The sequence below is a fragment of the Variovorax sp. OK212 genome (assembly GCF_900112425.1).
GTDB lineage: Bacteria > Pseudomonadota > Gammaproteobacteria > Burkholderiales > Burkholderiaceae_C > Variovorax.
Window position 1 is genome coordinate 196,475 of the sequence record NZ_FOLP01000010.1, and the last position, 25,233, is coordinate 221,707.

The following is a 25,233-nucleotide window of genomic DNA, read 5'->3' on the forward strand; positions in this document are numbered from 1 at the left end:
GTATACGTATACATTCAATCGCGTCAACGTCGTTTTCCGTTTTCCCTCGCACCTGCCCATGAGCGCCAGACTGACCCACCCTTCCATCACCCCGGCCGGGCGCCCCGTGCGCTTCTGGTACGACGGGCAACCGGTCGAAGGCCTGGAAGGCGAAACCATCGCGGCGTCGCTCGCGGCCGGCGGCATCAAGGCGATGCGCCACACCCGCGGCGGCGAGCGCCGGGGTCTTTATTGCGGCATGGGGGCGTGCTTCGACTGCCTCGTCACGGTTGACGGACGGACCAGCCAGCGCGCCTGCCTCACGAAAGTGGCCGACGGCCAGCAGGTGCGCTCCACCCCACCGGCCGGCACCGCGGAAGACCCGCTGCAACCGCTGGCACCCGCCGCCGGCGCCGAACCCGCGCGGCTGCAGGTCGACGTGCTGGTGATCGGCGCGGGCCCGGCCGGCCTTTCGGCGGCGCTTTCGGCGCGCCGGGCCGGCGCCGGGGTGCTGGTGCTCGACGAACGCCTGGAGCCGGGCGGCCAGTTCTACAAGCCGCTCGCGCCCTCGCACCGCTCGGCCACGCCGGCCGACCGCCAGTTCGCGCAGGGGCTCGCGCTGGAACACGACGTGCGTGCCGCCGGCGTCACCATCGCCCAGGGCGCGCAGGTGTGGGCCGCCTTTTCGCCGCGCGAGGTCGCGGCGCTGATCGACGGGCGGGCCCACGTCATCAACTGCAGGCAACTGGTCATTGCCCCGGGCGCCTACGAGCGCCCCGTGCCCTTCCCCGGCTGGACCTTGCCCGGCGTGATGACCACCGGCGCCGGCCAGACGCTGGCCCGCGCCTACCGGGTCGCCCCGGGCCGCCGCGTGGTGATCGCGGGCAACGGCCCGCTCAACCTGCAACTGGCGGCCGAGCTGCTCGCCGGCGGCGCCAAGGTGGTTGCCGTGCTGGAATCGGCCGCGCGCCCGTCGCTGCGCCAATGGCGCGACCTGCTGGCCGCGGCGCGCACGGCACCCGACCTGCTGCGCGACGGCTGGCGCTACCTGCGGCAGCTGCGCGCGCACGGCGTGCCCGTGCTGTGGGAGCACACCGTCGTGGCGGCGGAAGGCGAGGCTGACGAAGCCGGCGTCACCAACGGCACCGCCGGCCTGCGCGCCGTGCAGGTGGCGCGGATCGACCGCCAGGGCCACATGGTCGCCGCGACGGCGCGGCGCCTCGAGGCCGACACGCTGTGCCTGGGCTACGGCTTCATTCCCTCCACCGAACTCGCGCGCATGCTGGGCTGCAAGCACCGGCTCGCGCCACGGCATCTGGGCCACCTGGCCACCGTCACGCTGGAAGACGGCGCCACCAGCGTGCCCGGCGTGTACGTGGTGGGCGACGGTGCCGACCTGGGCGGCTCGCGCGTGGCCCTGGCGCGCGGCGCGCTGGCCGGCACCGCCGCGGCGCGCAACCTCGGTCTGGTCGCCGCCGCCACGCCGGCCGGGCCCAACGGGCTCGCCGGGCCCACCGAGACGGAGACGATCTCCCACCTGCGCCGGGCCGAGTGCTTCCAGCAGGCGCTGTGGTCGCTCTACGCGCCGCCGCCCGTCACGCTGGCGGCGGTGCCCGACGACACCCTGCTGTGCCGCTGCGAGGAGATCACCTTCGGCTCGGTGCGCGAGCAGATCCGCGCCGGCAGCGACACGCTGGCCGCGCTCAAGCGCAACACGCGCCTGGGCATGGGCCGTTGCCAGGCGCGCTACTGCGCCGCCACCGCGGGCCGGCTGCTGGCCGAGCTCACGGGCCGGCCACCCGAGGTCGAGCAGTACTTCGCCCCGCGCCCGCCGGCCAAGCCGGTGCCGGCCGGCGCGCTCGGTTTCGAGAAACCCGAGTGGGGCGGGCACAAGCCGGCCATCACGCCCAACCTCGCGCGGTCCGTGGAGCACGCGCCCTTCGCGCCGCTGCGCACCGACGTGCTGGTGATCGGCGCCGGCGTGCTCGGCTCCTGCCTCGGCTACTACCTGTCGAAGGCCGGGCAGGACGTGACGGTGGTCGACCGCGACGACATCAACCTGCAGGCCTCGGGCGCCAACGCGGGCAGCCTGCACGTGCAGCTGCTGTCCTTCGATTTCGGCGCCAAGGCGCAGGAAGGGGGCGGCCCGGCCGCGGCCACGCTGCCGCTGGGGCCGATGTCGGTGCGCCTGTGGCAGGAGATCGAGGCCGATTGCGGCGAAGACCTCGAGATCAAGATCACCGGCGGCCTCATGGTCGCCGACAGCCAGGCCGGCATGCGCTTCCTCGAGGCCAAGGCCGCGCTGGAACGCAGCCACGGCATCGACGCGCAGGTGATCGACGGCACCGACCTGCGGCGCCTGTCGCCCGCGCTGTCCGGCGAACTGCTGGGCGCGGAGCTGTGCCCCATGGAGGGAAAGATCAATCCGCTGCGCGCCACCTACGCGGTGGCTCGGCGCGCGCAGCAGCAAGGCGCGCGGATGCTGCGCGGCTGCGACGTGCAGGCCATCGAGGCGCTGCCGGGCGACGGCGCGGGCTACGTGGTGCGCACCTCGCGCGGCGTGATCCATGCCGGGCGCATCGTGAACGCGAGCGGCGCGTGGTCGAGCGCCATCGGCGGCATGCTGGGCGTGACGGTCCCGGTCAAGGGCGCGCCGCTGCAGATGATCGTCACCGAGCCCGCGCCGCCGCTGGTCGACCACCTCGTCGCGCATGCCGACCGGCACCTGAGCCTCAAGCAGGCGGCCAGCGGCGGCCTCATCGTGGGCGGCGGCTGGACGGCCGCCTTCCATGAAGACATGCGCCTGAACCGCGCCGAGCGCGACAGCATCGAAGGCAACCTGTGGGTGGCCGCCCGTGTGCTGCCCGCCGTGCGCGGCCTGCACATGGTGCGCTGCTGGGCCGGCATGAACGTGAACATCGACGGCGCCCCCATCCTGGGCGAGGTGCCGGGCCGCCCCGGCTTCTTCAACGCCGTGACCTCCAACGGCTACACGCTCGCGCCCGTCACCGCGCGGCTCGTGACCGACCTGATCGTGCACGGGCGCACCGACGTCGACATCAGCCCCTTTCGCATCGACCGCTTCCTCTGAACGCCCTGACCGCCCTGACCGCCCTGACCGCCACGACCGCCATCACTGCCATGACTGACTCCACGCCCGCGCGCGACACCCTGCGCCAATTCATCGACACCCACTTCGACGAGCAGGTGCGCACGCTCGCCGAGCTGGTGCGCTGCCCCTCCGACAACCCGCCCGGCGACTGCGCGCCGCATGCCGAACTCACGGCACGCCTGCTCGAGGCCATGGGCTTCGAGGTCGAGCGCCACGCGGTGCCCGCCGAGTTCGCGGCCGCGCACGGCATGCGCAGCGTGACCAACCTGATCGTGCGCGAACGCTTCGGCGACGGCCCGGTGGTGGCGCTCAACGCGCACGGCGACGTGGTGCCACCGGGCGCGGGCTGGAGCGTCGACCCCTACGGCGGCGAGGTGCGCGACGGCTGGCTCTACGGCCGCGGCGCCGCGGTGTCGAAATCGGACTTCACCACCTACGCCTTCGCCATGCGCGCGCTCAAGCACCTGGCGGCCTCGGGCACGCCGCTGGCCGGCACGGTCGAGCTGCACCTGACCTACGACGAGGAAACCGGCGGCGTCACCGGCCCCGGCTGGATCCTGTCCAAGGGCCTGAGCCGGCCCGACTTCGTGCTTTCCGCCGCGTTCTCGCACCACGTCGTGGTGGCGCACAACGGCTGCCTGCACCTGGAGGTCGTGGTGCGCGGCACCTCGGCGCACGCCGCCCGGCCCGACACCGGCCACGACGCCATCGAGGCCGCGGCCACCCTGCTGCCCGCGCTCTACCGCTACCGCGACGGCCTGGCCGAGCGCCCCTCGCTGACGCCGGGCATCACCCATCCCACGATGGTGGTCGGGCTGATCGGCGGCGGCATCAACACCAACGTGGTGGCCGACGCGCTGAGCCTGCGCATCGACCGGCGCATCGTGCCCGAGGAATCTCCCGAGGCCGTGGAGGCCGAACTGCGCGAAGTGATCGAGGCGGCCTGCCGCCCGCTGCCCGGCATCTCGGTGGACATCCGCCAGATCCTGCTGGCCCGCCCCTTCGCGCCCGCGCCGGGCGCCGACGAGCTGGCGGCGCTGGTGTGCCGCGAGGCCGGCGAGGTCATGGGCAAGCCAGTGACGCAGATCGGCGTGCCGCTGTACACCGACGCGCGCCTGTACAGCGAGGCGGGCATTCCCACGGTCATGTACGGCGCCGGCCCCGAGTCGCTGCTCGAGGCCAACGGGCACCGCGCCGACGAGCGCGTGCCGCTGGACGAACTGCGCAAGGCCACCCGGGTGGTCGCCAACACCCTCCACCAACTCCTGACGCGCTGAAAGGCGCCGCGGCGAACGCCCATGATCGACATCAGCCATGTGAACAAGAGCTACGGCGCCTTCCAGGTGCTGACCGACTGCAGCACCGAGATCCGCAAGGGCGAGGTGGTGGTGGTCTGCGGGCCTTCGGGCTCGGGCAAGTCCACGCTCATCAAGTGCGTGAACGCGCTGGAGCCGTTCCAGCAGGGCCGCATCACCGTCGACGGTGTGTCGGTGGGCGACCCCAGGACCGACCTCAACAAGCTGCGCGCCCGGGTCGGCATGGTGTTCCAGCACTTCGAGCTGTTTCCGCACCTGTCGATCGAGGAGAACCTGTCGATCGCGCAGCTCAAGGTGCTCAAGCGCACGGCCTCCGAAGCCCGCGCCGCCTCCATGGCGCTGCTGCAGCGCGTCGGCATGCGCGCGCACGCGCACAAGTTCCCCAGCCAGCTGTCCGGCGGCCAGCAGCAGCGCGTGGCCATCGCGCGTGCCCTCGCCATGAACCCGGTGGCCATGCTGTTCGACGAGCCCACCTCGGCGCTCGACCCGGAAATGGTCAACGAGGTGCTCGATGTGATGGTCGAGCTCGCGCGCGACGGCATGACCATGATGTGCGTCACCCATGAAATGGGCTTTGCGCGCAAGGTGGCGAACCGGGTGATCTTCATGGACCGCGGCCGCATCGTGGAGGACTGCGCCAAGGAGGAATTCTTCGGCAATCCGTCGGCGCGCTCGGACCGCGCGCAGCAGTTCCTGTCGAAGATCCTGCAGCACTGAAGCCGCTGCCGCGGGCGGGTTTGGGGCGGCCTTCTAAAATCGGGGCAATTCCCCTGCAGATTGCCCACCTTGTCTTTTCTCGCCGAAACCCGCCGCCGTCGCACCTTCGCGATCATTTCCCACCCTGACGCCGGCAAGACCACGCTGACCGAAAAGCTGCTGCTTTTCTCCGGCGCGATCCAGATCGCCGGTTCGGTGAAGGCGCGCAAGGCCTCGCGCCATGCCACCTCCGACTGGATGGAAATCGAAAAGCAGCGCGGCATCTCGGTGGCCTCGTCGGTCATGCAGATGCTGTACCGCGACCACGTGATCAACCTGCTCGACACGCCCGGCCACAAGGACTTCTCGGAAGACACCTACCGCGTGCTCACCGCCGTCGACTCGGCGCTGATGGTGATCGACGCGGCCAACGGCGTGGAAGCGCAGACGCGCCGGCTGATCGAGGTCTGCCGCCAGCGCGACACGCCCATCATCACCTTCGTCAACAAGATGGACCGGGAAGTGCGCGAGCCGCTGGACATCCTGGACGAGGTGGAGCGCGAGCTCGGCATGCCCTGCGTGCCCATGACCTGGCCCGTGGGCCAGGGCAAGAGCTTCCGGGGCATCATGAACCTGCGCACGCAGACGATGACGGTGTTCGAGTCGGGCAGCGAGCGGCTGCCGCACGACTTCGAGACCATTGCGCTGAGCGAGCGCGAAACGCTCACCAAGCGCTTCGGCGCCGACTTCGAGAGCGCCATGGACAGCATGGAACTCGCCACCGGCGCCTCGCCCACCTGGGACCGCGAGGCCTTCCTGGCCGGCAAGCAGACGCCCGTGTTCTTCGGTTCCGGCGTGAACAACTTCGGCGTGATGGAAGTGCTCGACGCGCTGGTCGACCTGGCGCCGCAGCCGCAGTCGCGCACCAGCACCACGGTGGTCAACCGCCAGCCGGTGGTGAAGGAGATCCAGCCCGAGGACAAGGACTTCGCGGGCGTGGTCTTCAAGGTGCAGGCCAACATGGACGCCAACCACCGCGACCGCATCGCCTTCGTGCGCATGGCCTCGGGCAAGTACACGCCGGGCATGAAGCTCAAGGTGCAGCGCACCTCGAAGGAACTGCGCCCCACCAGCGTGGTGACCTTCATGAGCCAGCGCCGCGAGGCGGTGGAAGAGGCCTACGCGGGCGACATCGTGGGCTTCACCACGCACGGCGGCGTGCAGCTGGGCGACACCATCACCGACGGCGCGAGCCTGCAGTTCACCGGCCTGCCCTTCTTCGCGCCCGAGCTGTTCATGACCGTCATCCTGAAGAACCCGCTGCGCACCAAGCAGCTGCAGCAGGGCCTGGCCCAGCTCGGCGAGGAAGGTGCCATCCAGGTGTTCCGCCCCGAGGTCGGCGGCCCGATGCTGCTGGGCGCGGTCGGCCAGCTGCAGTTCGAAGTGGTGCAGCACCGCCTGAAGGCCGAGTACGACGCCGACGTGCGCCTCGAAGGCTGCCAGTACACCGGCGCGCGCTGGATCACGGCCGACACCCCGGCCGAGCTGCGCGAGTTCGTCAATGCGTACCCGGTGCGCATGGCCAAGGACGCGGCGGACACGCTGGCCTTTCTGTGCACCTCGCCGTACGACGTGCGGCTGGCGCAGGAGCGGTTCCCGAAGATCCACTTCCATCCGCTGCGCGAGCATGCGGGCTTGGCGCTGCAGAGCGCGGGATAAGAAACATCCATGGAGACCTACATCCAGGTCGCGGGGCTCGGCGATTTGGTCGAAACGGTCGTCGAGCAGCGGGCCACGCTGACGATCACCGTCAAGGCATCGAAGACCGAAGTGGCGCTGGCCGAAGCAAGCAGCCTGCGCAACGACGCGATCCGCACGCTCAAAGAGGCGGGGCTGACCTCCGACGAAATCTCCGAAGGTGGACGCGACGCCTGGCAGCCCTGGTACCTGAAACGCAGCGTGGGCCAGGAAGTGGCGCACCGCGTGCTGATCGCCTGCCGGGAGACGCGGCGCCTCTATCAAGCGCTCGATGCGCTCGAGCCCCTGTTCACGAACGCGCGCTACACGATGAGCGTCGACATGCAGCAGCCTTGCTTCGAGGCACCGGAAGGCGCCGAGACCGCGGCACGCACCGCGGCCATCCGGCAGGCGCGCGGCAAGGCCCTGGTCCTGGCGGAAGAAGCCGGCGTCACGCTGGGCGCGGTTGCGCAGGTCGAGGAGCTGGGTTCGCAGGCACAGAACTCGGGGGCCTACGGCGACTACCAATGGGCGTCGGCAGGCGGTGCCGCGGCATCGATGGGCGGAGACGACAACTTCGAGGAACTGGGCGGCGCCAAGCGCACGCGCACGCTGCGCTACCGCGTGCGATTCCTGATCGGCTGAGCGCCCGGCTCAGCTTCCGGTGGACGCATAGCGGCGCAACCCGAAGCGCCAGGCCCCGAACGCCGCCGCAAGGAACAAGAACCCCGCGAGCGGCGACACCCAGCCCGTCCACCCTGGCGCCCCCAGCGGGTCGGGCTTGCCCAGGATCGCCAGCACCGGGTAGTACGCCACGCAGGCCAGCGGCACCATGAAGGTCAGCACCCGGCGGAACCACTGCGCATACAGCGCCAGCGGAAACTGCGCCGCCTGCACGCCGCCGTAGGTCAGCACGTTGGCGACCTCCAGGCTTTCCACGGTCCAGAACGACAGCGTGCCCTGCAGCACGAGGATGCCGAGGAACAGCGCCACGCCGCCGGCCAGCGCGAACAGCGCGACGGCCACCGCGCCGGGCGTCCAGGCGATGCCGGCCTGCGACGCGCCGAAGGCCAGCACCAGCGCGCCCTGCAACAGGCGGCCCACGCGGCTGATGCGCAGGTCGTGGCCCATCAGCTGCAGCGCCAGCGGGCGCGGGCGCAGCAGCAGCCGGTCGAACGCGCCGGTGCGCAGGAACTCGGTGCCCAGCACGTCGAAGCCGCGGCCCAGCGCATCGGCGATGGCGAACATGCAGTTCACCAGGCCGTAGAACACGGCCACCTCGCCCAGGGTCCAGCCTTGCACCTCGCCGAAGCGATGGAACAGCGCCCACACGGCGACCACCTCGATGCCGGTCGCGAGGAACTGCCCCAGCGTTCGCATCAGCGCCGAGGCGGGGTAGTGCGCCTGGCCGCTGAGCGACGCCCCGACGAGGCGGAAGAAGAGGCTCAGGGAATTCATCCCGGCGCCTTGTCTGCGCCATGCGTTCTCGGGCAGCAAGATTTCATCTAGCCCCCCTGCACTTCCAGCTTGCGCATCGTGCGCCCCATGGCCACATGGCCGAACCCGACAAGCACCACGATCCAGAAGCACTGCAGGCCCAGGCCGACCAGCGCCTGCGGCCCGCTCATCAGCCCGAAGTACAGTCGCGCGGGAATGTCGACCACGCCGGCGAAGGGCTGCAGCAGCAGCGCCGTCTGCCAGGCGTCGGGCAGCAGCACCAGCGGCAGCAGGTTGCCCGAGAACACGATGACGACCGGGCCCGCCAGCGCGTTGATGCCGCGCTCGTTGAGCGCCGCGGCCGTCGCGATGTTCAGCAGCATCACCATCGAGGTCGACAGCAGCAGCGCGAGCACGCTCGACGCCAGGAACGCGACCCCGGCGGCCACGCTCGACGGCGGCTGCCAGGCCCAGTCGCCCAGGCCGGCCAGCGGCAACGCGACCGCGGCAAAGGCCGCCATCAGCACCAGGCGCGGCAGCACGCGCGCGGCGATCCAGCCCGCGCTGCGCACGAACCACAGCGCATAGGCATCGACCGGCCGCAACCGGTCGTAGGCCACGGCGCCGGTGCGCACCGCCTGCGCCACTTCAGGGTCGCCGAGCCACGGCAGCAGCGCGAGCAGCCCCTGCGCGAGCCAGGAGTAGGTGATGGCCTGCGCGAGCGACATCGGCGCACCGGCCATCGACGCGCCGCCGTAGAACGCGGCGAGCACCATCACCTTGATGCCGCCCCACCAGCACTGCGTGACGAAGCCCGCGAGCGCGGCGGTGCGGTACTGCAGCATCTGCAGGAAGCGCGACGCGAAGGCCGCGACGTAGGGGCGCGCCAGCTCGCGCAGGGCCGTCACGCTTCGCCCGCTCCATGCATGGCGTAGAAGCGCGCGATGACGGCTTCGATCGCCAGGCCCTCGAGGCGAATGTCCTCGACCGCATGCTCGGCGGCGATGCGTGCAATGAGCGCGGGAGCCGTGCTCACCGCCGGGTCGAAGTCGAGCACCAATGTCTGGCCGTCGCGCGAATGCACTCTGGCGCCGGCCACCTGCAAGGGCAGTTGCGCGTCCTGCGCGAAGTCGACCACCAGCCGCCGCTCGGCCATCACCTGCGCGCGCAGCGCCTCGACCGGGCTGTCGGCCAGCACGCGGCCGTGGCCGATGATGATCACGCGCCGGGCCAGCGCCTCGATGTCGTGCATGTCGTGCGTGGTCAGCAGCACGGTGGTGCCGCGCTCCTGGTTGGCGCGGCGCACGAAGTCGCGCACGGCCAGTTTCGAGGGCGCATCGAGGCCGATGGTCGGCTCGTCGAGGAACAGGATGTCGGGCTCGTGCAGCAGCGCCGCGGCAATCTCCGCGCGCATGCGCTGGCCCAGCGACAGCTGCCGCACCGGCTGGTCGAGCACGCGCTCCAGGTGCAGCAGCGCGACCAGTTCGTCGCGGGTGCGGCGGTAGCGCGCGGGGTCCACGCGGTAGATGTCGCGCAGCAGGTCGAAGCCGTCGCCCACCGGCAGGTCCCACCACAGCTGCGTGCGCTGGCCGAAGACCACGCCGATGCGCGCCACGTGGCGCTCGCGGTCGGCGAAGGGGTCGCGCCCGTCGACCGTCACGCGCCCGCCGTCGGGCCGCAGGATGCCCGCAAGGATCTTGATGGTGGTCGACTTGCCCGCGCCGTTCGGCCCGATGAAGCCCAGCAGCTCGCCGCGCTCGAGCGAGAACGACACGCCCGACAGCGCCTCCACCGTGCGGTGGCGGCGCTGCACGAGCCCGCGCAGCGCCCCCATCACGCCGGGGTCGCGCTCGGAGATGCGGTAGGTCTTGAGAAGTTGGTCGACGACGATATGGGACATGGAAGGCGCCGCACCGGCCTCGGTGACACGAGACGGCGGTGGGGGGCGGGATGCTACACGAAAGCGCCTTCGGAAAGCGCTGTTGGGGAGCGCCGTTAGGATCGCGGCTCCCCACAGACTCCTGCCGCGTCCCCGCCATGCCTTCGTCGTCGTCCCTGCCCTCCTCGCCCCATCACCTGTTGCCGCTGACCCGGTGGGAGGCCGCCGCGCGCCGCGCGCTCGTCGGCGTGTTCACCGACATCGACGACACGCTGACGCACGACGGCGCGATCACGCCCGATGCATTGCAGGCGCTCGGCAACCTCAAGGCCGCGGGACTGTCCGTGGTGGCGATCACGGGTCGCCCGGTGGGCTGGAGCCTGCCGTTCGTGAACACCTGGCCGATCGACGCCATCGTGGCGGAGAACGGCGCGGTGGCGCTGCTGCCCCAGGCCGACGGACAGATCGAGAAGCGCTACCAGCAGGACGCCGCCGCGCGCGCCGCCAACTTCGCGCGCATGCAGGCCGTGCTCGCGCGCATCGAACGCGAGATCCCGGGCGCCGCGCGCGCCACCGACTCGCCGGGCCGCGAGACCGACATCGCCATCGACCACAGCGAGTTCGTTCAGCTGAGCGACGCCACCATCGCGCAGGTGGTGGCGCTGATGCGCGGCGAAGGCATGCACGCCACCGTGAGCAGCATCCACATCAACGGCTGGTACGGCGACAACGACAAGCTCGAGGGCGCGCGCTGGATCACGCGCGAACTGTGGGGCCGCAGGCTCGACGACGAGATGGACCGCTGGGCCTACGTGGGCGACTCGACCAACGACCAGCTGATGTTCCGCAGCTTCGCGCACAGCATCGGCGTGGCGAACGTGGCGCGCTTCGTGCCGCAGCTGGAGCACCTGCCGCGCTATGTGACGCTGGGCGAACGCGGCACCGGGTTTGCCGAAGCGGCACGCGCCGTTCTCGAAGCGCGCTGAGCATCGCGCCGCGGATAGCGCGGCAAAGAAACAACAAAGAAAAAACACGCGGACGAAAAAAAGCCCGCACGAGGCGGGCCGAAAAAGGAACGTTTGAAGGCCCCTTGGAGAAACGGGTGAAGACCTTCCTGGTTCAGAAGGCGTGGCGAATGCCGAACTCGTAGCCGGTCGACGTCCTGGCCTGCAATGCGGTGCCGTTGAACGCGGTGCTGTACGACGGTCCCGCGCCCACCGTGAGACCCGCGCCGTTCTTGTTGCTGACGCGCGCGATGGTCGCGTACAGCGCAGTGCGCTTCGACAGGTTGTGCACGTAGCCCAGCGCGAGCTTGTTCGCCGTGGGATCGGCGGCGTTGACGCCGAAGAGGGTCGGCACGCGGTTGAAGTCGTACTTCACGCGCGAATACGAAGCGCGGATCTGGCCCGGGCCGATCGGCACGGTCACGCCGATCAGGTAGCCGGCGAGGTCGACATCGGGCACCGTCGTGAAGGGATTCAACGGATCGCGCTGGTCCTTCGAACGCGAATACTCGCCGTACAGCTTGGCCACGCCGAAGTCGTAGGTCGCGCCGAGGTTGAAGGTCTTGATCTTGCCGGGACGCGCCACGGCGGCGGCACCGGTGCCGGTGGTGAAGCTCGTGTCGTTCTGCGCGTAGCTGGCAGCCACGTCGAGCGGGCCGGTCGCGTAGCCGAAGCGCCCGCCGATGTGGCGGCCGGTGTTCAGCGTGCCCGCGGTGGCGAAGCTGGCCGACGTGCGGGTGTTCTCGTGCAGCGCGTAGGCCACGTTGCCGTAGAAGCCGCCCAGGTTGCGCGGCAGGTAGTACTGCACCATGTTGCCGGCGCGCTTGTACGTGCTGTTGCTGCCGTAGCCGGTGCCCGACACGCCGGTTTCGTTGGCGTCGATGATCAGCGAGCCGCCGATGCCGGTGTCGCCGAACGGGTCGAACTGTTCTTCGTTCAGCACCGTGGTGGTCTTGTCGCGGCCCAGGCGGATCTCGCCGAAGCTGCCCGCCACGCTCACCGTCGAGCGGCGGCTGAAGCTGGCGACGCCGGTGGCGCCGTCGTCGTTGGTGATCGGGGCTTCGAGCCAGAAGCTGGCCGACAGGCCGCCGCCCAGGTCTTCCACGCCGCGGAAGCCGAGGCGGCTGGAACTCAGGCCCGAGTTGGCCAGTTCGGTGCGGCTGGCCTTCACGCTGTAGCCGGTGCCGAACGCCGTCGACACACTCTTGTTCGAGACGTTGCGCACGGCGGCGTCGACCACGCCGAACAGGGTCACGGTCGATTGCGCCGATGCGGCACCGCACGCCGCGAGGGCGGCCAGAACAAGCAGGGATTTTTTCATTCGTATCACTCCAGGAAAGAGAAATGCCGTGCCGGCCTGCGGCGCGGCTGTCAAAAGCGCTCGGGCTTTATCGCCCCGAGACGATTCCGAGTGTTCTTTCCAGTGAAGACATACGAATTACATAGGGTTAGTACTTAAACCTCGAAGGGGTACGCGACTTGACACCCGCGCATCCTCGCGCACTGCCTCTCTCGATGGGTTACTCGCCGGACGGCGCAACGCGCGGCTGGCGGCGCAAGCCCGCCCACTGGCGCCAGGTACCGAAGGCCGCGATCAGCAGCAGCACCGCCGCATAGCCTTCCACCGTGTTCAGCAGCCCCACGGGCGCCACCAGGAAGCCCGCCAGCATCGCGGGCAGGCTGAACGCCAGGTAGCTCACCACGAAGATCGCCGCGAACAGCTCGCCGCGCTCGTGCGGCTGGGCCAGCGGCGCGAGCGTCTGCACCAGCGCCGAGAACGCGCCGCCGAAGCCCACGCCCGCCACCGCGGTGCCGACGAAGAACAGCGCGAGCGAGCGCGTGGCCAGCGACACGAGCAGCAACACCAGCCCCGCCGCCATGCTCGCCATGCCGAAGATGGCCGGCCGCGGTGCGGCGAAGCGTCCGAGCAGCGTCGGTGCGAGAGCGCCCATGCCCGAGAGCACCGCGATCGTGAGGCCGTTGACCACGCCGTTGTCGATGCCGAACACATGCAGCATCAGCGACGGCGCCAGCGACAGGAACAGCCCGCCCAGCGCCCAGACCGCGATGAACACCGGCAGCCCGCGCACGAACTCCGCCCGCGCCTTCGCGGGGATCGACACGCGCGGCACCAGCGAGGCGAGCGCGCCGGGGCGCGGCGTCACGGTTTCGGGCATCCACAGCACCACCGCCGCGCCCAGTGCAAACACCGCGCCCAACACGCCGAACACCAGCACCACCGGTTGCACCGACAGCTTCACCGCCATGCCCGTCAGCAGTGCGCCCACGGCCAGGCCGGCCAGCGGCGACACGCTGGTGATCAGCCCACCCAGCCGCTTGCGCGAGGCCGGCGCGGCCTCGACCACGGCCGCGCTCAAGGCGCCGCTGGCGACGCCCGTGGCCACGCCCTGCACCACCCGCGCGACGATCAGCCCGCCGATGTCGTGTGCCAGCAGGAACAGCCCCATCGCCACCGCCTGCAGCACCAGCGCCGCCAGCACCACCGGCCGCCGCCCGATGTGGTCGGACAGCGAGCCGGCCACCAGCAGCGAGAGCAGCAGCGCGATCGCGTAGATCGCGAACGCCACCGTGAGCATCGACGACGAGAAATGCCATGCGTGCTGGAACACCACGAACAGCGGCGACGGCGCGCTGGCGGCGAAGAAGAACGCGAACAGCACGGCCGCCAGCAGCGCAAAGGCCACGCCTTGCGGCAGGCGCCTGGGCTTGGCGCGCGCAGCCACGGCGGCGGTGGCTGCAGTGCTGACGGCGAGATCGGGGCAGGGGGACGGCATGTCGGATCCTTAATGCAACTTTTTTTGCTTTTGCGATTCTAGACCTGCGAATCACCTAAAGCAAATATCTTTGCGTTAAAGTCCAAAACATGAACGACGCCTCACTTGCCGCTCCTCTTCCCCACAAGCGGCCCGGCGGCCGCAGCGCGCAGGTGCAGGCGCTGGTGCGCACCGCCCTCGAGGAACTGGTGGCCGAGCAGGGCCGGGAACGGGTCACCGTGCCGGCCGTGGCCGAGCGCGCGGGCGTCAGCGCCTCCAGCATCTATCGGCGCTGGGGCGACCTGCAGGGGCTGCTGGCCGAAACGGCCACCCACAAGCTCGACCCGAACCGCCCGCTGCCCGACACCGGCGATTTGCGCGCCGACCTGGAAGCCTGGGCGCGCGAACTCATCGTGCATTTGGCACAGCCGTGCAACACCTCCTTGCTGAAAGCCGCGGCCGCGCTGGCCAACGGCGACTCGGACACGGACTGCCTGCGCAACCGCAGGAAGGAAGCGCTGGCGCTGGTCGAACAGGCGCGCGCGCGTGGCGAGCGCGCCCCGGAGCCGCAGCAGGTGATCGATCACCTGATTGCGCCGATCGTGTTCAGGCTGGTGTTCGGGGGGGAGCCGGTGCAGCCGGTGTTGGCGGCGCGGCTGGTGGAGGAGCTGTTTGCGATCGGGGCGGCAAGCCGTTGAATCTGCGCGGTTTTCTGTGCACGCGATGATCGACGTGTATAGAAAATCGAGTTTTCTATACATATCAGGCCTACCATGTATAGAAATCTTTAATTCCCATGCACATGCTTGCGCGCCTCGATCACCTGGATCCCGCCCGCTTCGACACGCCTGCGATTCTCAAGAAGCTCGCGAGTGCCAGCCGTCAGTTGGCTGAGCTCAAGGGCATTGCGGCTGCCATTCCCAACCAAGAGATCCCGATCAACACATTGGGGCTCAAGGAAGCCAAGGACAGTTCAGAAATCGAGAACATCGTCACGACCCACGACGAGCTGTTCAAGGACGATGTGTTGCCTGAAGCCTTTGCCAATCCGGCGGCCAAAGAGGTGCTGCGATACAGGCAGGCCCTGCGCGTGGGCTTCGAGCAAGTGCGCGAAAGCGGCCTGATCACCTCGAATCACATCGTCCATATCCAGTCCGAACTGGAGAGAAACAATGCCGGACTGCGCAAGCTGCCGGGAACCGCGCTGAAGGACAGGGCGGGCCGCGTTGTCTATATGCCGCCGCAGGATCCCGACGAGATCGTGACCTTGATGCGTGCACTCGAGCGCTTCGTCAACGAGGCCGAGCTGTTCGCCGTCGACCCCTTGATCAAGATGGCGCTCATCCATCACCAGTTCGAGAGCATCCACTCGTTATACGACGGCAACGGTCGCACGGGGCGCATCCTCAATGTGCTGTATCTGGTGAAAGAACGGCTGCTCGACATTCCGGTGCTCTACCTGAGCAGTCACATCATGCGAACCAAGGCCGATTACTACCGGCTGCTGCAGGCCGTGCGAGACGACGACGCCTGGGAAGAGTGGGTGTTGTATCTGCTCGAAGCGGTGGAGGAAACAGCCGGTCAGACCATCGAAACCATCAACGCGATCAAATCCGCACTGTTCGACTACAAGCACCGCATTCGCGAAAGCTACCGGTTCTACAGCCAGGATCTGATCAACAACCTCTTCATGCATCCCTACACGAAGATCGAGTTCGTGCAGCGCGACTTGCAGGTCTCACGCCTCACGGCCACCAAGTACCTCGACGCGCTGGTCGAGGGCGGCTTCATCCAGAAGCACAAGATGGGGCGCGGCAACTACTACGTCAACACAGTGCTCACGCCCATCCTGCAAGGCGGCAAATAGGCCGGCTCACTTCTCCTTCGCCAGCCCCAGCTTCTCGATCACCACCTTCTCGCGCACCACCGTGTCCTGCGCGAACTTGGTGTACGTCGCCGAGCTCATGTAGTTCGGCTGCATGTCGTAGCGCCCGAGCGAGGCCACGTAGCTCGGCTCTTCCATCGCCTGCTTGAACGCGTCGTGCAGCTTCTTCACCACCTCGGGCGGCGTGCCCTTGGGGGCGCCGATGCCGAAGGGCGAGTTCTGCACGATGTCGTACCCCAGCTCTTTCAGCGTCGGCGCGTCGGGGAACTTGGCCAGGCGCTTCTCGCCCCAGGTGTTCAGCACGCGCAGCTTGCCGGCCTCGACCTGCGGCGCAAAGCCGGTGCTGTCGGCGGCGGCCATCAGCTGGCCGCTGACCACGGCGAGCATCAGGTCGGCGCTGCCCTTGTAGGGCACGTGCTGCAGCTCGATGCCGGCCTTCTGCGCCACGATCTCGGTCGTCAGGTGCGGGCTGGTCAGGGTGCCGGTGGAGCCGTAGGTCAGCTTGCCGGGGTTGGCCTTGGCGTAGGCGACGAAGTCGGCCCAGGTCTTGAAGGGGCTGTTGGCGGGCACCACGATGCCGAAGGCATAGCCGGTGACGTTCAGCACGTACGTGATGTCCTTCAGCGGGTCCCAGTTGATCTTGGTGGTGTAGCCCAGGCGGAACACGCCCAGCGGGATCTGCGCGACGGTGTAGCCGTCGGGCTGCGAGGTCTGCAGCGCCTGCGCGGGCAGCGTGCCGCCGGCGCCGGGCTTGTTGTCGATGATCACGGGCTGGCCGAGGATCTTGCTGGCGTTGTCGGCCAGCTGGCGCATGGTGATGTCGGTCGGGCCGCCCGCCGGGAAGGCGATGACCAGCTTGATGGGCTTGGCGGGAAAAGCTTGCGCGAAAGCCGCCAGCGGAGAAACGAGGCCGCACGCGGCGAGCGTGGCGGCACAGAGGAAAGATGAGCGGCGCAGCATGGCTGACTGGATCCTGACTTGAAGAAGCGCCGATTGGGCCTTGCCGGGTCGGCAAAGGCAATCGGGGCTCCCCTGATTGCCCGCCGGAAACAAGGCCATTCCCGCGTTCCGAGTCGCCTGCGCGTCAGCGCATGACAGCGCATCCCCGCGCATCCCCGCGCAGGTCGGCAGCTACGCCTGCGCGAAGCCTTCCAGCACGTTCACCGCGTTCACGCCCACGTCGTCCACCGCGTAGCCGCCCTCGAACACGAACACGGTCGGCAGGCCGGCGCGCGCCAGGTCTTCGCCCATGCGCAGGTAGTCGTCGCTCCGGAGCTTGAAGCCCGAGATCGGGTCGCCCTCGAAGGTGTCGACGCCCAGCGAGACCACGAGCGCGCCGGCCTTCACTTCGGCGATGCGCGCCAGCGCGGTCTTCAGCGCGGCGCGCCAGGCCGTGAAGTCGGTGCCGCGCGGCAGCGGCAGGTTGTGGTTGAAGCCCTCGCCCTTGCCCGCGCCGCGCTCGTCGGCATGGCCCAGGTAGTAGGGGTAGTCGGTCAGCGGGTCGCCGTGCAGGCTCGCAAAGTGCACGTCGTCGCGGTCGTAGAAGATGGCCTGCGTGCCGTTGCCGTGGTGGTAGTCCACGTCGAGCACGGCCACGCGTTCGACACCCGCGTCGCGCAGTGCCTGCGCGGCGACGGCGGCGTTGTTGACGAAGCAATAGCCGCCGAAGAAATCGGCGCCCGCATGGTGCCCCGGCGGCCGCGTGAGCGCGAAGGCCGCGCGCTCGCCGCCGATGACGCGCTGCGCGGCGGTCCACGCGCAAGCGGCGCCGTGCCGCGACGCCGCCCAGCTGCCCGCCATCAGCGGCGTGCCCGCGTCGAACGAGAACAGCCCCATGCGCGCCGGAAAGCTTTTCGGCAGCACGTCGGTGCGCATGCCGCGTGTCGGCCAGTACGACGGCAACGCGTCGCGCGTCGCATTGGCCGGGTCCAGCGCCACCCACTCGTCCCAGGCATGCGCGATGAAGTCCAGGTAGCGCGGCGCATGCACCTTGGCCAGCAGCGCGTCGTCGAAGGCGTCGGGCGCATGCAGCGCGCCGAGCCTGCGGCGCTCCAGTTCATGCCTCACATGGTCGACGCGGGCGGGCACCTCGAAGCACGGCACGAGCTCGCCGCGGAACATCTCGACTTTGCCCTGGTGAAGAACGTGCCGGTCGTTGTAGATGGTGAGCATGGATCGGGAGAGGCCGGGCCGGCGGTGGTGAAGCCGCCCATCATGCCGCACGCCGCAGCACCGCCCGGCGCCTGCCCGAGGCCGTGAGGCCGAACAGGTCCTTCGGGTCGTCGAGCTCGGGCACCAGTGCGATCTGCTGGCCGATGCCGCGCTCGGTGGCGATGCGCTGGATGTAGCGCAGCGCCGTGTAGTCCTCCAGCGCGAAGCCCACCGAATCGAACAGCGTGACCTGGCGCGGACTCTCGCGGCCCGGCACTTCGCCCAGCAGCACGCGCCACAGCTCGTGCACCGGAAAGTCGGCCGCCACCTGCTGGATCTCGCCCTCCACGCGGGTCTGCGGCTCGTACTCGACGAACACGCGCGCCAGCCCCATCACGCCGGGGTGCAGCTCGGTCTTGCCGGGCGAGTCGCCGCCCACGGCGTTGATGTGCATGCCGGGCTCGATCATCTCGGGCGTGAGCACGGTCGCGTGGCCCTGGTAGGCGGTGATGGTGGTGACGATGTCGGCGCCGCGCACCGCGTCGGCCACGGAAGCGGCGCGCACGATGTCCAGCGGCGTGCAGGCCGAGAGATGGCGCACCAGCTTGTCGGTGGCGTGCGGATCGGTGTCGAACACGCGCACTTCCTCGATGCCCAGCAGGGCGTGGAAGGCCAGCGCCTGGAACTCGCTCTGCGAGCCGTTGCCGATCAGCGCGAGGCTGCGCGAATCGGGCCGCGCCAGCGCCTTGGCGGCCATGGCCGATGTGGCGGCCGTGCGCAAGGCGGTGGTGAGCGTGAGCTCCGACAGCAGCACGGGGTACCCCGTGTCCACCTCGGCCAGCACGCCGAAGGCCATGACGGTCGGCAGCCCGACCTGCGTGTTGTGCGGATGGCCGTTGACGTACTTGAAGGCATAGGCGCCGTCGTCGGCCACGGGCATGAGTTCGATCACGCCCAGGTGCGAATGGCTGGCCACGCGCGCCTTCTTGTCGAACTCGCGCCATCGCAGGAAGTCGTCGCGCAGCGCGTCGGACAGCGCGGCGAGAAACTCCGCAACGCCGGTCTCGTCGACCAGGCGGACCAGGCTGTGAACATCGATGAAGCGGGTCATGACATGGCTCCTTGCGTAGCCCCGCCGCGGCGCTTCACCCTCTCGCATGTTCACTCCACCATGGCTGATTCAGGATGCGCCTGGGCCAAGGGTCGAAGTCATTGTGCGCCCGTTTGCACACGTTCGCGCGAGTTTGCGCGAACGTGGCGAGGCCCACGAAAGGCCTATGCATTCAGCTGGAAGGACACGTCCGCGAACGTGCCCCTCCCTGCATCAGCGCGCCAGCACCGGCGCCAGCGCCACGCCCGTGTGCGTGCCCAGCCGCACCACCTCTTCCGGCGGTGCCGCGGCCACGATGCGCCCGCCCGCGTTGCCGCCTTCCGGCCCCAGGTCGATGATCCAGTCGGCCTCGGCGATCACGTCGAGGTCGTGCTCGATCACCACCACGCTGTGGCCGCCGTTCACCAGCCGGTGCAGCACGTGGATCAGCTTCTCGACGTCGGCCATGTGCAGGCCCACGGTCGGCTCGTCGAGCACGTACAGCGTGTGCGGCGCCTTCTGGCCGCGGCGGGTGATGTCGTCGCGCACCTTGCTGAGCTCGGTCACCAGCTTGATGCGCTGCGCCTCGCCGCCCGACAGCGTGGGCGACGGCTGCCCCAGCGTGAGGTAGCCCAGGCCCACGTCCTTCAGCAGCTGCAGCGGATGCGCGATGTTGGGCATGCTCGCGAAGAACTCGACGGCCTCGTCGACCTCCATCTTCAGCACGTCGCCGATGCTCTTGCCGCGCCAGCTCACGGCCAGCGTCTCGGGGTTGAAGCGCGCGCCGTGGCACACCTCGCAGGGCACCTTCACGTCGGGCAGGAAGCTCATCTCGATGGTGCGCACGCCCGCGCCTTCGCAGCCCGGGCAGCGGCCTTCGCCGGTGTTGAAGCTGAAGCGCGCCGGGCCGTAGCCGCGCGCCTTGGCCTCGAGCGTGTCGGCGAACAGCTTGCGGATGGTGTCCCAGAAGCCGATGTAGGTGGCCGGGCAGCTGCGCGGCGTCTTGCCGATGGGCGTCTGGTCGACCTCGAGCACGCGGTCGACGCTCTCGTAGCCTTCGACCTTCGTGCAGCCGGCCCAGGCCGGGCGCTTGCCCGCGGCGTCCGCGTCGCGGCCGGCCTTGGTCATGCGCTGCACCACGATGCCCTGCACGTTGGCCAGCAGCACGTCGCGCGCGAGCGTCGACTTGCCCGAGCCGCTCACGCCGGTGACCACCACCAGGCGGTGCAGCGGCAGCGTGGCGGTCACGTCCTGCAGGTTGTGCAGGTCGGCACCGTGCACGGTGAGCCATTGCCCGCTTTCCTCGGCCTTGGGGTCGGGCGACGGCACCAGGCGGCGCGCCTGCAGCGGGTGCTTGATGGCATCGCGCAGGTAGCGGCCGGTCTGCGAATCGCCGGCGGCCTCGATGTCGGCCACCGAGCCCTCGGCCACCAGCCGGCCGCCGCGCTTGCCCGCGCTCGGGCCGATGTCGATGATGTGGTCGGCGCGGCGGATGGTGTCTTCGTCGTGCTCCACCACCACCAGCGTGTTGCCCTTGTCGCCGAGCTTGTGCAGCGCGTCGAGCAGGATCTGGTTGTCGCGCGCATGCAGGCCGATGGTCGGCTCGTCGAGCACGTAGCACACGCCCTGCAGGTTGCTGCCGAGCTGCGCCGCCAGGCGGATGCGCTGCGCCTCGCCGCCGGACAGCGTGGGCGCGCCGCGGTCGAGCGTGAGGTAGCCCAGGCCCACCTCTTCGAGGAACTCGAGCCGGCTCTTGATTTCCGGCACCAGGTCGCGCGCGATCTCGGCTTCGCGGCCCGACAACGTCAGCCCGTCGAACCACCGGCGCACCTCGGTCACGCTCATGCGCGCGAGTTCGGTGATGCCGATGCCGCTCAGGCCGTCGGCCGGCGAGGCGCCGAAGCTCACGGCGCGCGCCGTGGCGTTCAGGCGCGTGCCCTGGCAGGTCGGGCAGGCGGTGTCGGCCAGGTCCTCAATCTCGGGTTCGGCGAAGGTCTGCTCGCGGCCCTTGCTGTCGTCGTCGCGCACGGAGTCGTCGAACACCTTGCGCTGGTCCTTGCTGAGCTTCACGCCCGTGCCCACGCAGTCGGGGCACCAGCCGTGCTTGCTGTTGTAGCTGAACAGGCGCGGGTCGAGCTCGGCGTAGCTGGTGCTGCACACCGGGCAGGCGCGCAGCGTGGAGAACACGTTGACACGGCCGATGCCCGCGGCGGACACGCCCGCCATCATGGCGGCGCGCAGGCCGCCGAGGTCGCTCAGCACGTGCAGCACGCCCTTGCCGTGCTCCAGCGCCTTGGTCAGCGCCTCGCGCAGCTCGGTTTCCTTCGAGGGCAGCACGTCGAGGCTGGCCACCGGCAGCTCGATGCTGTGCTCCTTGAAGCGGTCGATGCGCGGGAAGCCGGTGGTCGGCAGAAAGTCGCCGTCCACGCGCAGGTGGGTGAAGCCGCGCGGGCGCGCCCAGTCGGCCAGCTCGGTGTACACGCCCTTGCGGTTGGTCACCAGCGGCGCGAGCAGGCCGATGTGCTGGCCCTTGAAATTGCGCATGAGCTGCGCGGCGATGCTGTCGGGCGTCTGCGGCTGCACGGCGGCGCCGTCGTGAATGCAGTGCTGGATGCCCAGCTTCACATACAGCAGGCGCAGGAAGTGCCACACCTCGGTGGTGGTGCCCACCGTGCTCTTGCGGCCGCCGCGCGACAGGCGCTGCTCGATGGCCACGGTCGGCGGAATGCCGTACACCGCGTCCACCTCGGGCCGGCCCGCCGGCTGCACGATGCTGCGCGCATAGGCGTTGAGCGACTCGAGGTAGCGGCGCTGACCTTCGTTGAACAGGATGTCGAAGGCCAGCGTCGACTTGCCCGAGCCGCTCACGCCGGTGACCACGCTGAACTTGCCGCGCGGAATGTCCACGCTGAGGTTCTTCAGGTTGTGCTCGCGCGCGTTGACGATCTCGATGGCGTTGGCGCCCGGCGCCGTCTTGGCCGTGGCGATGTAGCGGCGCGCGGCGCGCTCGGCCACCTTGTAGGCGTCGGGGCCGATGGCCAGCTCGTAGTCGGCCAGCGCGGCGCCGGTGAGCGAGGCGCGGTTCTCGCGCATCTGCTCGGGCGTGCCTTCGGCCACCACCTGGCCGCCGCCCTCGCCACCTTCGGGGCCGAGGTCGATCAGCCAGTCGCTCGCGCGGATCACGTCGAGGTTGTGCTCGATGACGATCAGCGAATGCCCGGCGTCGAGCAGCTTGCGCAGCGCGCGCATGAGCCGCGCGATGTCGTCGAAGTGCAGGCCGGTGGTCGGCTCGTCGAACAGGAAGAGCGTGCCCTTGCGCGCCAGCAGCTGCTTGCTCGACGTGGCGTTCTTCGCGGCTTCGGCCAGGAAGCCCGCGAGCTTCAGGCGCTGCGCTTCGCCGCCGCTGAGCGTGGGCACGGGCTGGCCGAGCTTCACGTAGTCGAGGCCCACGTCGGAGATGGGCTGCAGCACGCGCAGCACGTCGCGGTCGCCTTCGAACACGGTCGCCGCTTCGGCCACGGTGAGGTCGAGCACGTCGGCCACGTTGTAGCTCTTGCCCTTGCGCTCCACGCGCACTTCCAGGATTTCAGGGCGGTAGCGCTTGCCGTCGCAGTCGGGGCAGCGCAGGTACACGTCGGACAGGAACTGCATCTCGACGTGCTCGAAGCCCGAGCCGCCGCAGGTCGGACAGCGCCCGTCGCCGGAGTTGAAGCTGAACTTGCTCGCGGTGTAGCCGCGCTGGCGCGACAGCGCCGCGGTGGCGAAGATCTCGCGGATGGCGTCCCACGCGCCCACGTAGCTCGCGGGGTTGGAACGCGCCGTCTTGCCGATCGGCGACTGGTCGACGAAGACCACGTCGCCCAGGTGATCGGCGCCCAGCAGGCGGTCGTGCGCGCCAGGCGTTTCCGTGGCCTTGCCGAAGTGGCGCATGAGCGCGGGCGCCAGCACGTCCTGGATCAGCGTGGACTTGCCCGAGCCGCTGACGCCGGTGACGCACACCAGCCGCGCGAGCGGGAACTCGACGGTGACGTTCTTCAGGTTGTGCTCGCGCGCGCCTTCCAGGATGAGCCGGTGCGTGTTCTCGCTCACGAGCCGCTTGAAGCCCATGCCGATCTTCTTGCGCCCGCCCAGGTACTGGCCGGTGAGGGTGTCGGCGTCGCGCAGCTGGTCGGTGGTGCCGTCGAACACGATCTGCCCGCCGCGCGCGCCGGGGCCGGGGCCCATGTCGATCACGCGGTCGGCGGCCAGCATCACGGCCGGGTCGTGCTCGACCACCACCAGCGTGTTGCCCGCGTCGCGCAGGCGCAGCATGGCCTCGGTGATGCGGTTCATGTCGCGCGGGTGCAGGCCGATGCTGGGCTCGTCGAGCACGAACAGCGTGTTGACCAGCGACGTGCCGAGCGCGGTCGTCAGGTTGATGCGCTGCACCTCGCCGCCGCTCAGCGTGCGGCTCTGGCGGTCGAGCGTGAGGTAGCCGATGCCGACGTCGTGCAGGTAGCGCAGGCGGGTGGTGATTTCCTCGAAGAGGAGCTTCAGCGCTTGCGCCTCGCCTTGTTGTCGTGCTCCTTCCCCCTCCGGGGGAAGGTTGGGATGGGGGCTCTCGGCCTCCACCACAGTCACGGCTTTTGCAGAGGCCGCGTGCCCCCACCCCTGCCCTCCCCCGGAAGGGGAGGGAGTCATGCCGCCGCGCATGCCGTCGAAGAACCTGCGCAGCCGCTCGATCGGCAACAGCATCAGGTCATGCAGGCAAAGCCCAGGCAAGGCTTCGAGCTGCGCCCGCGTCCACTTCGCCCCCGTCGGCATGAAGCGCTTCTCGGGCGGCAGCACCGCATCGGCGTCTTCCTTGCTGCCGATGCGCCAGATCAGGCTGTCGAGCTTCAGGCGCGCGCCGCTGCAGGTCGGGCACGGCGTGTAGCTGCGGTACTTGGACAAGAGCACGCGGATGTGCATCTTGTAGGCCTTGCTCTCCAGGTAGCCGAAGAAGCGGCGCACGCCGTACCACTGCTTGTTCCAGTTGCCTTCCTTGTAGTTGGGCGTGCCTTCGATCACCCAGTGCTTCTGCTCCTCGGTGAGCTTGTTCCAGGGCGTGTCGCGCGGAATTCCGGCGGCCTCGGCGTGGCGCATGAGGTCGTCCTGCGCTTCCTTCCAGGCGGGCGTCTGGATGGTCTTGATGGCGCCCGCGCGCAGCGTGAGCTTGTCGTTCGGAATCACCAGGCCCAGGTCGACGCCGATGACGCGGCCGAAGCCGCGGCAGGTGTCGCAGGCGCCCACGGCCGAGTTGAACGAGAACATCGACGGAATGGGGTCGGCGTAGCGGATGTCGCTCTCGGGGCAATGCAGGCCGGTGGAGAACTTCCACACGTCGGCCGGCGCGTTCTCGTCCGCACCTGCGGCGTGCACGGTGACGCGCCCGCTGCCGCGCTTGAGCGCCACCTCGATGGCCTCGACCACGCGCGCGCGCTCGGCGCTCGATGCGCGGAAGCGGTCGGCCACCACGTCGAGCACCTTGCGCGGACCGGTGGGCGTGGCCACCTCGCGCTCGGCCTGCACGCGCGTGAAGCCGCTGGCCGACAGCCATTGCGTCACTTCGTCGGCCGTGGTGGTGGCGGGCAACTCGACCGGGAAGGTGACCACCAGCCGCGGATCGCCCGCGGCGGCCGCGCGCTCGACGATCTGCGCATAGATGCTGTCGGGCGAATCGTGGCGCACCGGCAGCGCGGTTTCGCGGTCGAACAGGTTGGCCGCGCGCGCGAAGAGCAGCTTCAGGTGGTCGTTCAGCTCGGTCATGGTGCCGACCGTGGAGCGCGAGGAGCGCACCGGGTTGGTCTGGTCGATGGCGATGGCGGGCGGCACGCCCTCCACCTTGTCGACGGCCGGCTTGTCCATGCGGTCCAGGAACTGGCGCGCATAGGCGGAGAAAGTCTCCACATAGCGCCGCTGGCCTTCGGCGTAGAGGGTGTCGAAAACGAGACTGGACTTGCCCGAGCCGCTGGGCCCGGTGACCACGGTCATCTCGCCGGTGCGGATGTCGAGGTCGAGGTTCTGGAGATTGTGCTGGCGCGCGCCGCGAATCCGGATGGAGCCCTGTGTCATGAATGCCTTGAGGGGTGGGGCAAACATTCTAGGGAGTGGGCGATGACGGCCTTGTGCATTGCGTCACAAGGTCGGCCACT

The 25,233-nt window shown here is 69.5% G+C and carries 17 protein-coding genes; 8 read left to right on the forward strand and 9 right to left on the reverse strand.

The features are described 5' to 3' along the window. The first annotated feature begins 58 nt into the window (after nt 1–58). The 5 genes from BM004_RS26040 to BM004_RS26060 all read left to right on the forward strand — a co-directional run bounded on the left by BM004_RS26040 (nt 59) and on the right by BM004_RS26060 (nt 7,485). Nucleotides 59–3,070, forward strand: coding sequence for an FAD-dependent oxidoreductase (locus BM004_RS26040; RefSeq protein ID WP_093217923.1), 3,012 nt, complete (start codon nt 59–61; stop codon nt 3,068–3,070). Nucleotides 3,071–3,120: 50 nt separating this feature from the next. Then, complete coding sequence (locus BM004_RS26045) at nt 3,121–4,368, forward strand: M20/M25/M40 family metallo-hydrolase (RefSeq protein WP_093130507.1); 1,248 nt, start codon at nt 3,121–3,123, stop codon at nt 4,366–4,368. A 21-nt stretch (nt 4,369–4,389) separates the two neighbouring features. Beyond that, nucleotides 4,390–5,124: an amino acid ABC transporter ATP-binding protein gene (locus tag BM004_RS26050; protein ID WP_093217925.1), complete on the forward strand. Its 735-nt coding sequence runs from the start codon at nt 4,390–4,392 to the stop codon at nt 5,122–5,124. Nucleotides 5,125–5,193: 69 nt separating this feature from the next. Then, a complete protein-coding gene (locus BM004_RS26055; protein ID WP_093217926.1) occupies nt 5,194–6,822 on the forward strand; it encodes a peptide chain release factor 3 in 1,629 nt (542 codons plus the stop codon). A 9-nt stretch (nt 6,823–6,831) separates the two neighbouring features. Further along, nucleotides 6,832–7,485: an SIMPL domain-containing protein gene (locus BM004_RS26060; RefSeq protein WP_093130510.1), complete on the forward strand. Its 654-nt coding sequence runs from the start codon at nt 6,832–6,834 to the stop codon at nt 7,483–7,485. Nucleotides 7,486–7,494: 9 nt separating this feature from the next. Here the strand turns inward: BM004_RS26060 and BM004_RS26065 are convergent, their stop codons facing one another. Genes BM004_RS26065 through BM004_RS26075 form a run of 3 tightly spaced genes read right to left on the reverse strand, consistent with a single transcriptional unit; the run spans nt 7,495 to nt 10,177 of the window. After that, nucleotides 7,495–8,298 (reverse strand): ABC transporter permease, encoded by an 804-nt coding sequence (locus BM004_RS26065; RefSeq protein ID WP_093130511.1) that lies wholly within the window; start codon nt 8,296–8,298, stop codon nt 7,495–7,497. A 47-nt stretch (nt 8,299–8,345) separates the two neighbouring features. Next, nucleotides 8,346–9,122, reverse strand: coding sequence for an ABC transporter permease (locus tag BM004_RS26070; protein ID WP_093217970.1), 777 nt, complete (start codon nt 9,120–9,122; stop codon nt 8,346–8,348). A gap of 59 nt (nt 9,123–9,181) precedes the next feature. Beyond that, nucleotides 9,182–10,177 (reverse strand): ABC transporter ATP-binding protein, encoded by a 996-nt coding sequence (locus tag BM004_RS26075; RefSeq protein ID WP_093217928.1) that lies wholly within the window; start codon nt 10,175–10,177, stop codon nt 9,182–9,184. A 137-nt stretch (nt 10,178–10,314) separates the two neighbouring features. On the opposite strand from BM004_RS26075, the gene BM004_RS26080 reads away from it, so the two are divergent. Further along, entirely contained in the window at nt 10,315–11,142 is an 828-nt protein-coding gene (locus tag BM004_RS26080; protein ID WP_093217929.1) for an HAD-IIB family hydrolase, read from the forward strand. A 133-nt stretch (nt 11,143–11,275) separates the two neighbouring features. Here the strand turns inward: BM004_RS26080 and BM004_RS26085 are convergent, their stop codons facing one another. After that, complete coding sequence (locus tag BM004_RS26085; protein WP_093217931.1) at nt 11,276–12,481, reverse strand: porin; 1,206 nt, start codon at nt 12,479–12,481, stop codon at nt 11,276–11,278. A gap of 199 nt (nt 12,482–12,680) precedes the next feature. Beyond that, complete coding sequence (locus BM004_RS26090; protein ID WP_093217932.1) at nt 12,681–13,955, reverse strand: MFS transporter; 1,275 nt, start codon at nt 13,953–13,955, stop codon at nt 12,681–12,683. An 89-nt stretch (nt 13,956–14,044) separates the two neighbouring features. Between BM004_RS26090 and BM004_RS26095 the strand changes: the two genes are divergently transcribed. Together BM004_RS26095 and BM004_RS26100 are read left to right on the forward strand one after the other, a co-directional pair. Next, nucleotides 14,045–14,632: a TetR/AcrR family transcriptional regulator gene (locus BM004_RS26095; RefSeq protein ID WP_093130516.1), complete on the forward strand. Its 588-nt coding sequence runs from the start codon at nt 14,045–14,047 to the stop codon at nt 14,630–14,632. Between the two features lie 98 nt (nt 14,633–14,730). Continuing rightward, on the forward strand, nt 14,731–15,801 hold the full coding sequence (locus BM004_RS26100) for a Fic family protein (RefSeq protein WP_093217934.1): 1,071 nt from the start codon (nt 14,731–14,733) through the stop codon (nt 15,799–15,801). 6 nt (nt 15,802–15,807) lie between these two features. Here the strand turns inward: BM004_RS26100 and BM004_RS26105 are convergent, their stop codons facing one another. The 4 genes from BM004_RS26105 to uvrA form a co-directional block, all read right to left on the reverse strand. After that, nucleotides 15,808–16,779, reverse strand: a complete 972-nt coding sequence (locus tag BM004_RS26105) for a Bug family tripartite tricarboxylate transporter substrate binding protein (RefSeq protein WP_093217935.1) — start codon at nt 16,777–16,779, stop codon at nt 15,808–15,810. A gap of 171 nt (nt 16,780–16,950) precedes the next feature. Then, nucleotides 16,951–17,991 carry a histone deacetylase family protein gene (locus BM004_RS26110; RefSeq protein ID WP_093217937.1) on the reverse strand — a complete coding sequence of 347 codons (1,041 nt, stop codon included), beginning with the start codon at nt 17,989–17,991 and terminating at the stop codon, nt 16,951–16,953. A 40-nt stretch (nt 17,992–18,031) separates the two neighbouring features. Beyond that, nucleotides 18,032–19,081 (reverse strand): ornithine cyclodeaminase, encoded by a 1,050-nt coding sequence (locus BM004_RS26115; RefSeq protein ID WP_093217938.1) that lies wholly within the window; start codon nt 19,079–19,081, stop codon nt 18,032–18,034. Nucleotides 19,082–19,294: 213 nt separating this feature from the next. Beyond that, nucleotides 19,295–25,153: an excinuclease ABC subunit UvrA gene (gene uvrA, locus BM004_RS26120; RefSeq protein WP_093217940.1), complete on the reverse strand. Its 5,859-nt coding sequence runs from the start codon at nt 25,151–25,153 to the stop codon at nt 19,295–19,297. Nucleotides 25,154–25,233 lie beyond the last annotated feature (80 nt).

What these genes read in the sequence shown, in the direction of transcription:
- BM004_RS26040 (WP_093217923.1), top strand. Translation starts at nt 59, where the DNA reads ATGAGCGCCAGACTGACCCACCCTTCCATCACCCCGGCCGGGCGCCCC.
- BM004_RS26045 (WP_093130507.1), top strand. Translation starts at nt 3,121, where the DNA reads ATGACTGACTCCACGCCCGCGCGCGACACCCTGCGCCAATTCATCGAC.
- BM004_RS26050 (WP_093217925.1), top strand. Translation starts at nt 4,390, where the DNA reads ATGATCGACATCAGCCATGTGAACAAGAGCTACGGCGCCTTCCAGGTG.
- BM004_RS26060 (WP_093130510.1), top strand. Translation starts at nt 6,832, where the DNA reads ATGGAGACCTACATCCAGGTCGCGGGGCTCGGCGATTTGGTCGAAACG.
- BM004_RS26065 (WP_093130511.1), bottom strand. Translation starts at nt 8,298, where the DNA reads ATGAATTCCCTGAGCCTCTTCTTCCGCCTCGTCGGGGCGTCGCTCAGC.
- BM004_RS26070 (WP_093217970.1), bottom strand. Translation starts at nt 9,122, where the DNA reads ATGCTGCAGTACCGCACCGCCGCGCTCGCGGGCTTCGTCACGCAGTGC.
- BM004_RS26075 (WP_093217928.1), bottom strand. Translation starts at nt 10,177, where the DNA reads ATGTCCCATATCGTCGTCGACCAACTTCTCAAGACCTACCGCATCTCC.
- BM004_RS26080 (WP_093217929.1), top strand. Translation starts at nt 10,315, where the DNA reads ATGCCTTCGTCGTCGTCCCTGCCCTCCTCGCCCCATCACCTGTTGCCG.
- BM004_RS26085 (WP_093217931.1), bottom strand. Translation starts at nt 12,481, where the DNA reads ATGAAAAAATCCCTGCTTGTTCTGGCCGCCCTCGCGGCGTGCGGTGCC.
- BM004_RS26090 (WP_093217932.1), bottom strand. Translation starts at nt 13,955, where the DNA reads ATGCCGTCCCCCTGCCCCGATCTCGCCGTCAGCACTGCAGCCACCGCC.
- BM004_RS26095 (WP_093130516.1), top strand. Translation starts at nt 14,045, where the DNA reads ATGAACGACGCCTCACTTGCCGCTCCTCTTCCCCACAAGCGGCCCGGC.
- BM004_RS26100 (WP_093217934.1), top strand. Translation starts at nt 14,731, where the DNA reads ATGCACATGCTTGCGCGCCTCGATCACCTGGATCCCGCCCGCTTCGAC.
- BM004_RS26105 (WP_093217935.1), bottom strand. Translation starts at nt 16,779, where the DNA reads ATGCTGCGCCGCTCATCTTTCCTCTGTGCCGCCACGCTCGCCGCGTGC.
- BM004_RS26110 (WP_093217937.1), bottom strand. Translation starts at nt 17,991, where the DNA reads ATGCTCACCATCTACAACGACCGGCACGTTCTTCACCAGGGCAAAGTC.
- BM004_RS26115 (WP_093217938.1), bottom strand. Translation starts at nt 19,081, where the DNA reads ATGACCCGCTTCATCGATGTTCACAGCCTGGTCCGCCTGGTCGACGAG.
- uvrA (WP_093217940.1), bottom strand. Translation starts at nt 25,153, where the DNA reads ATGACACAGGGCTCCATCCGGATTCGCGGCGCGCGCCAGCACAATCTC.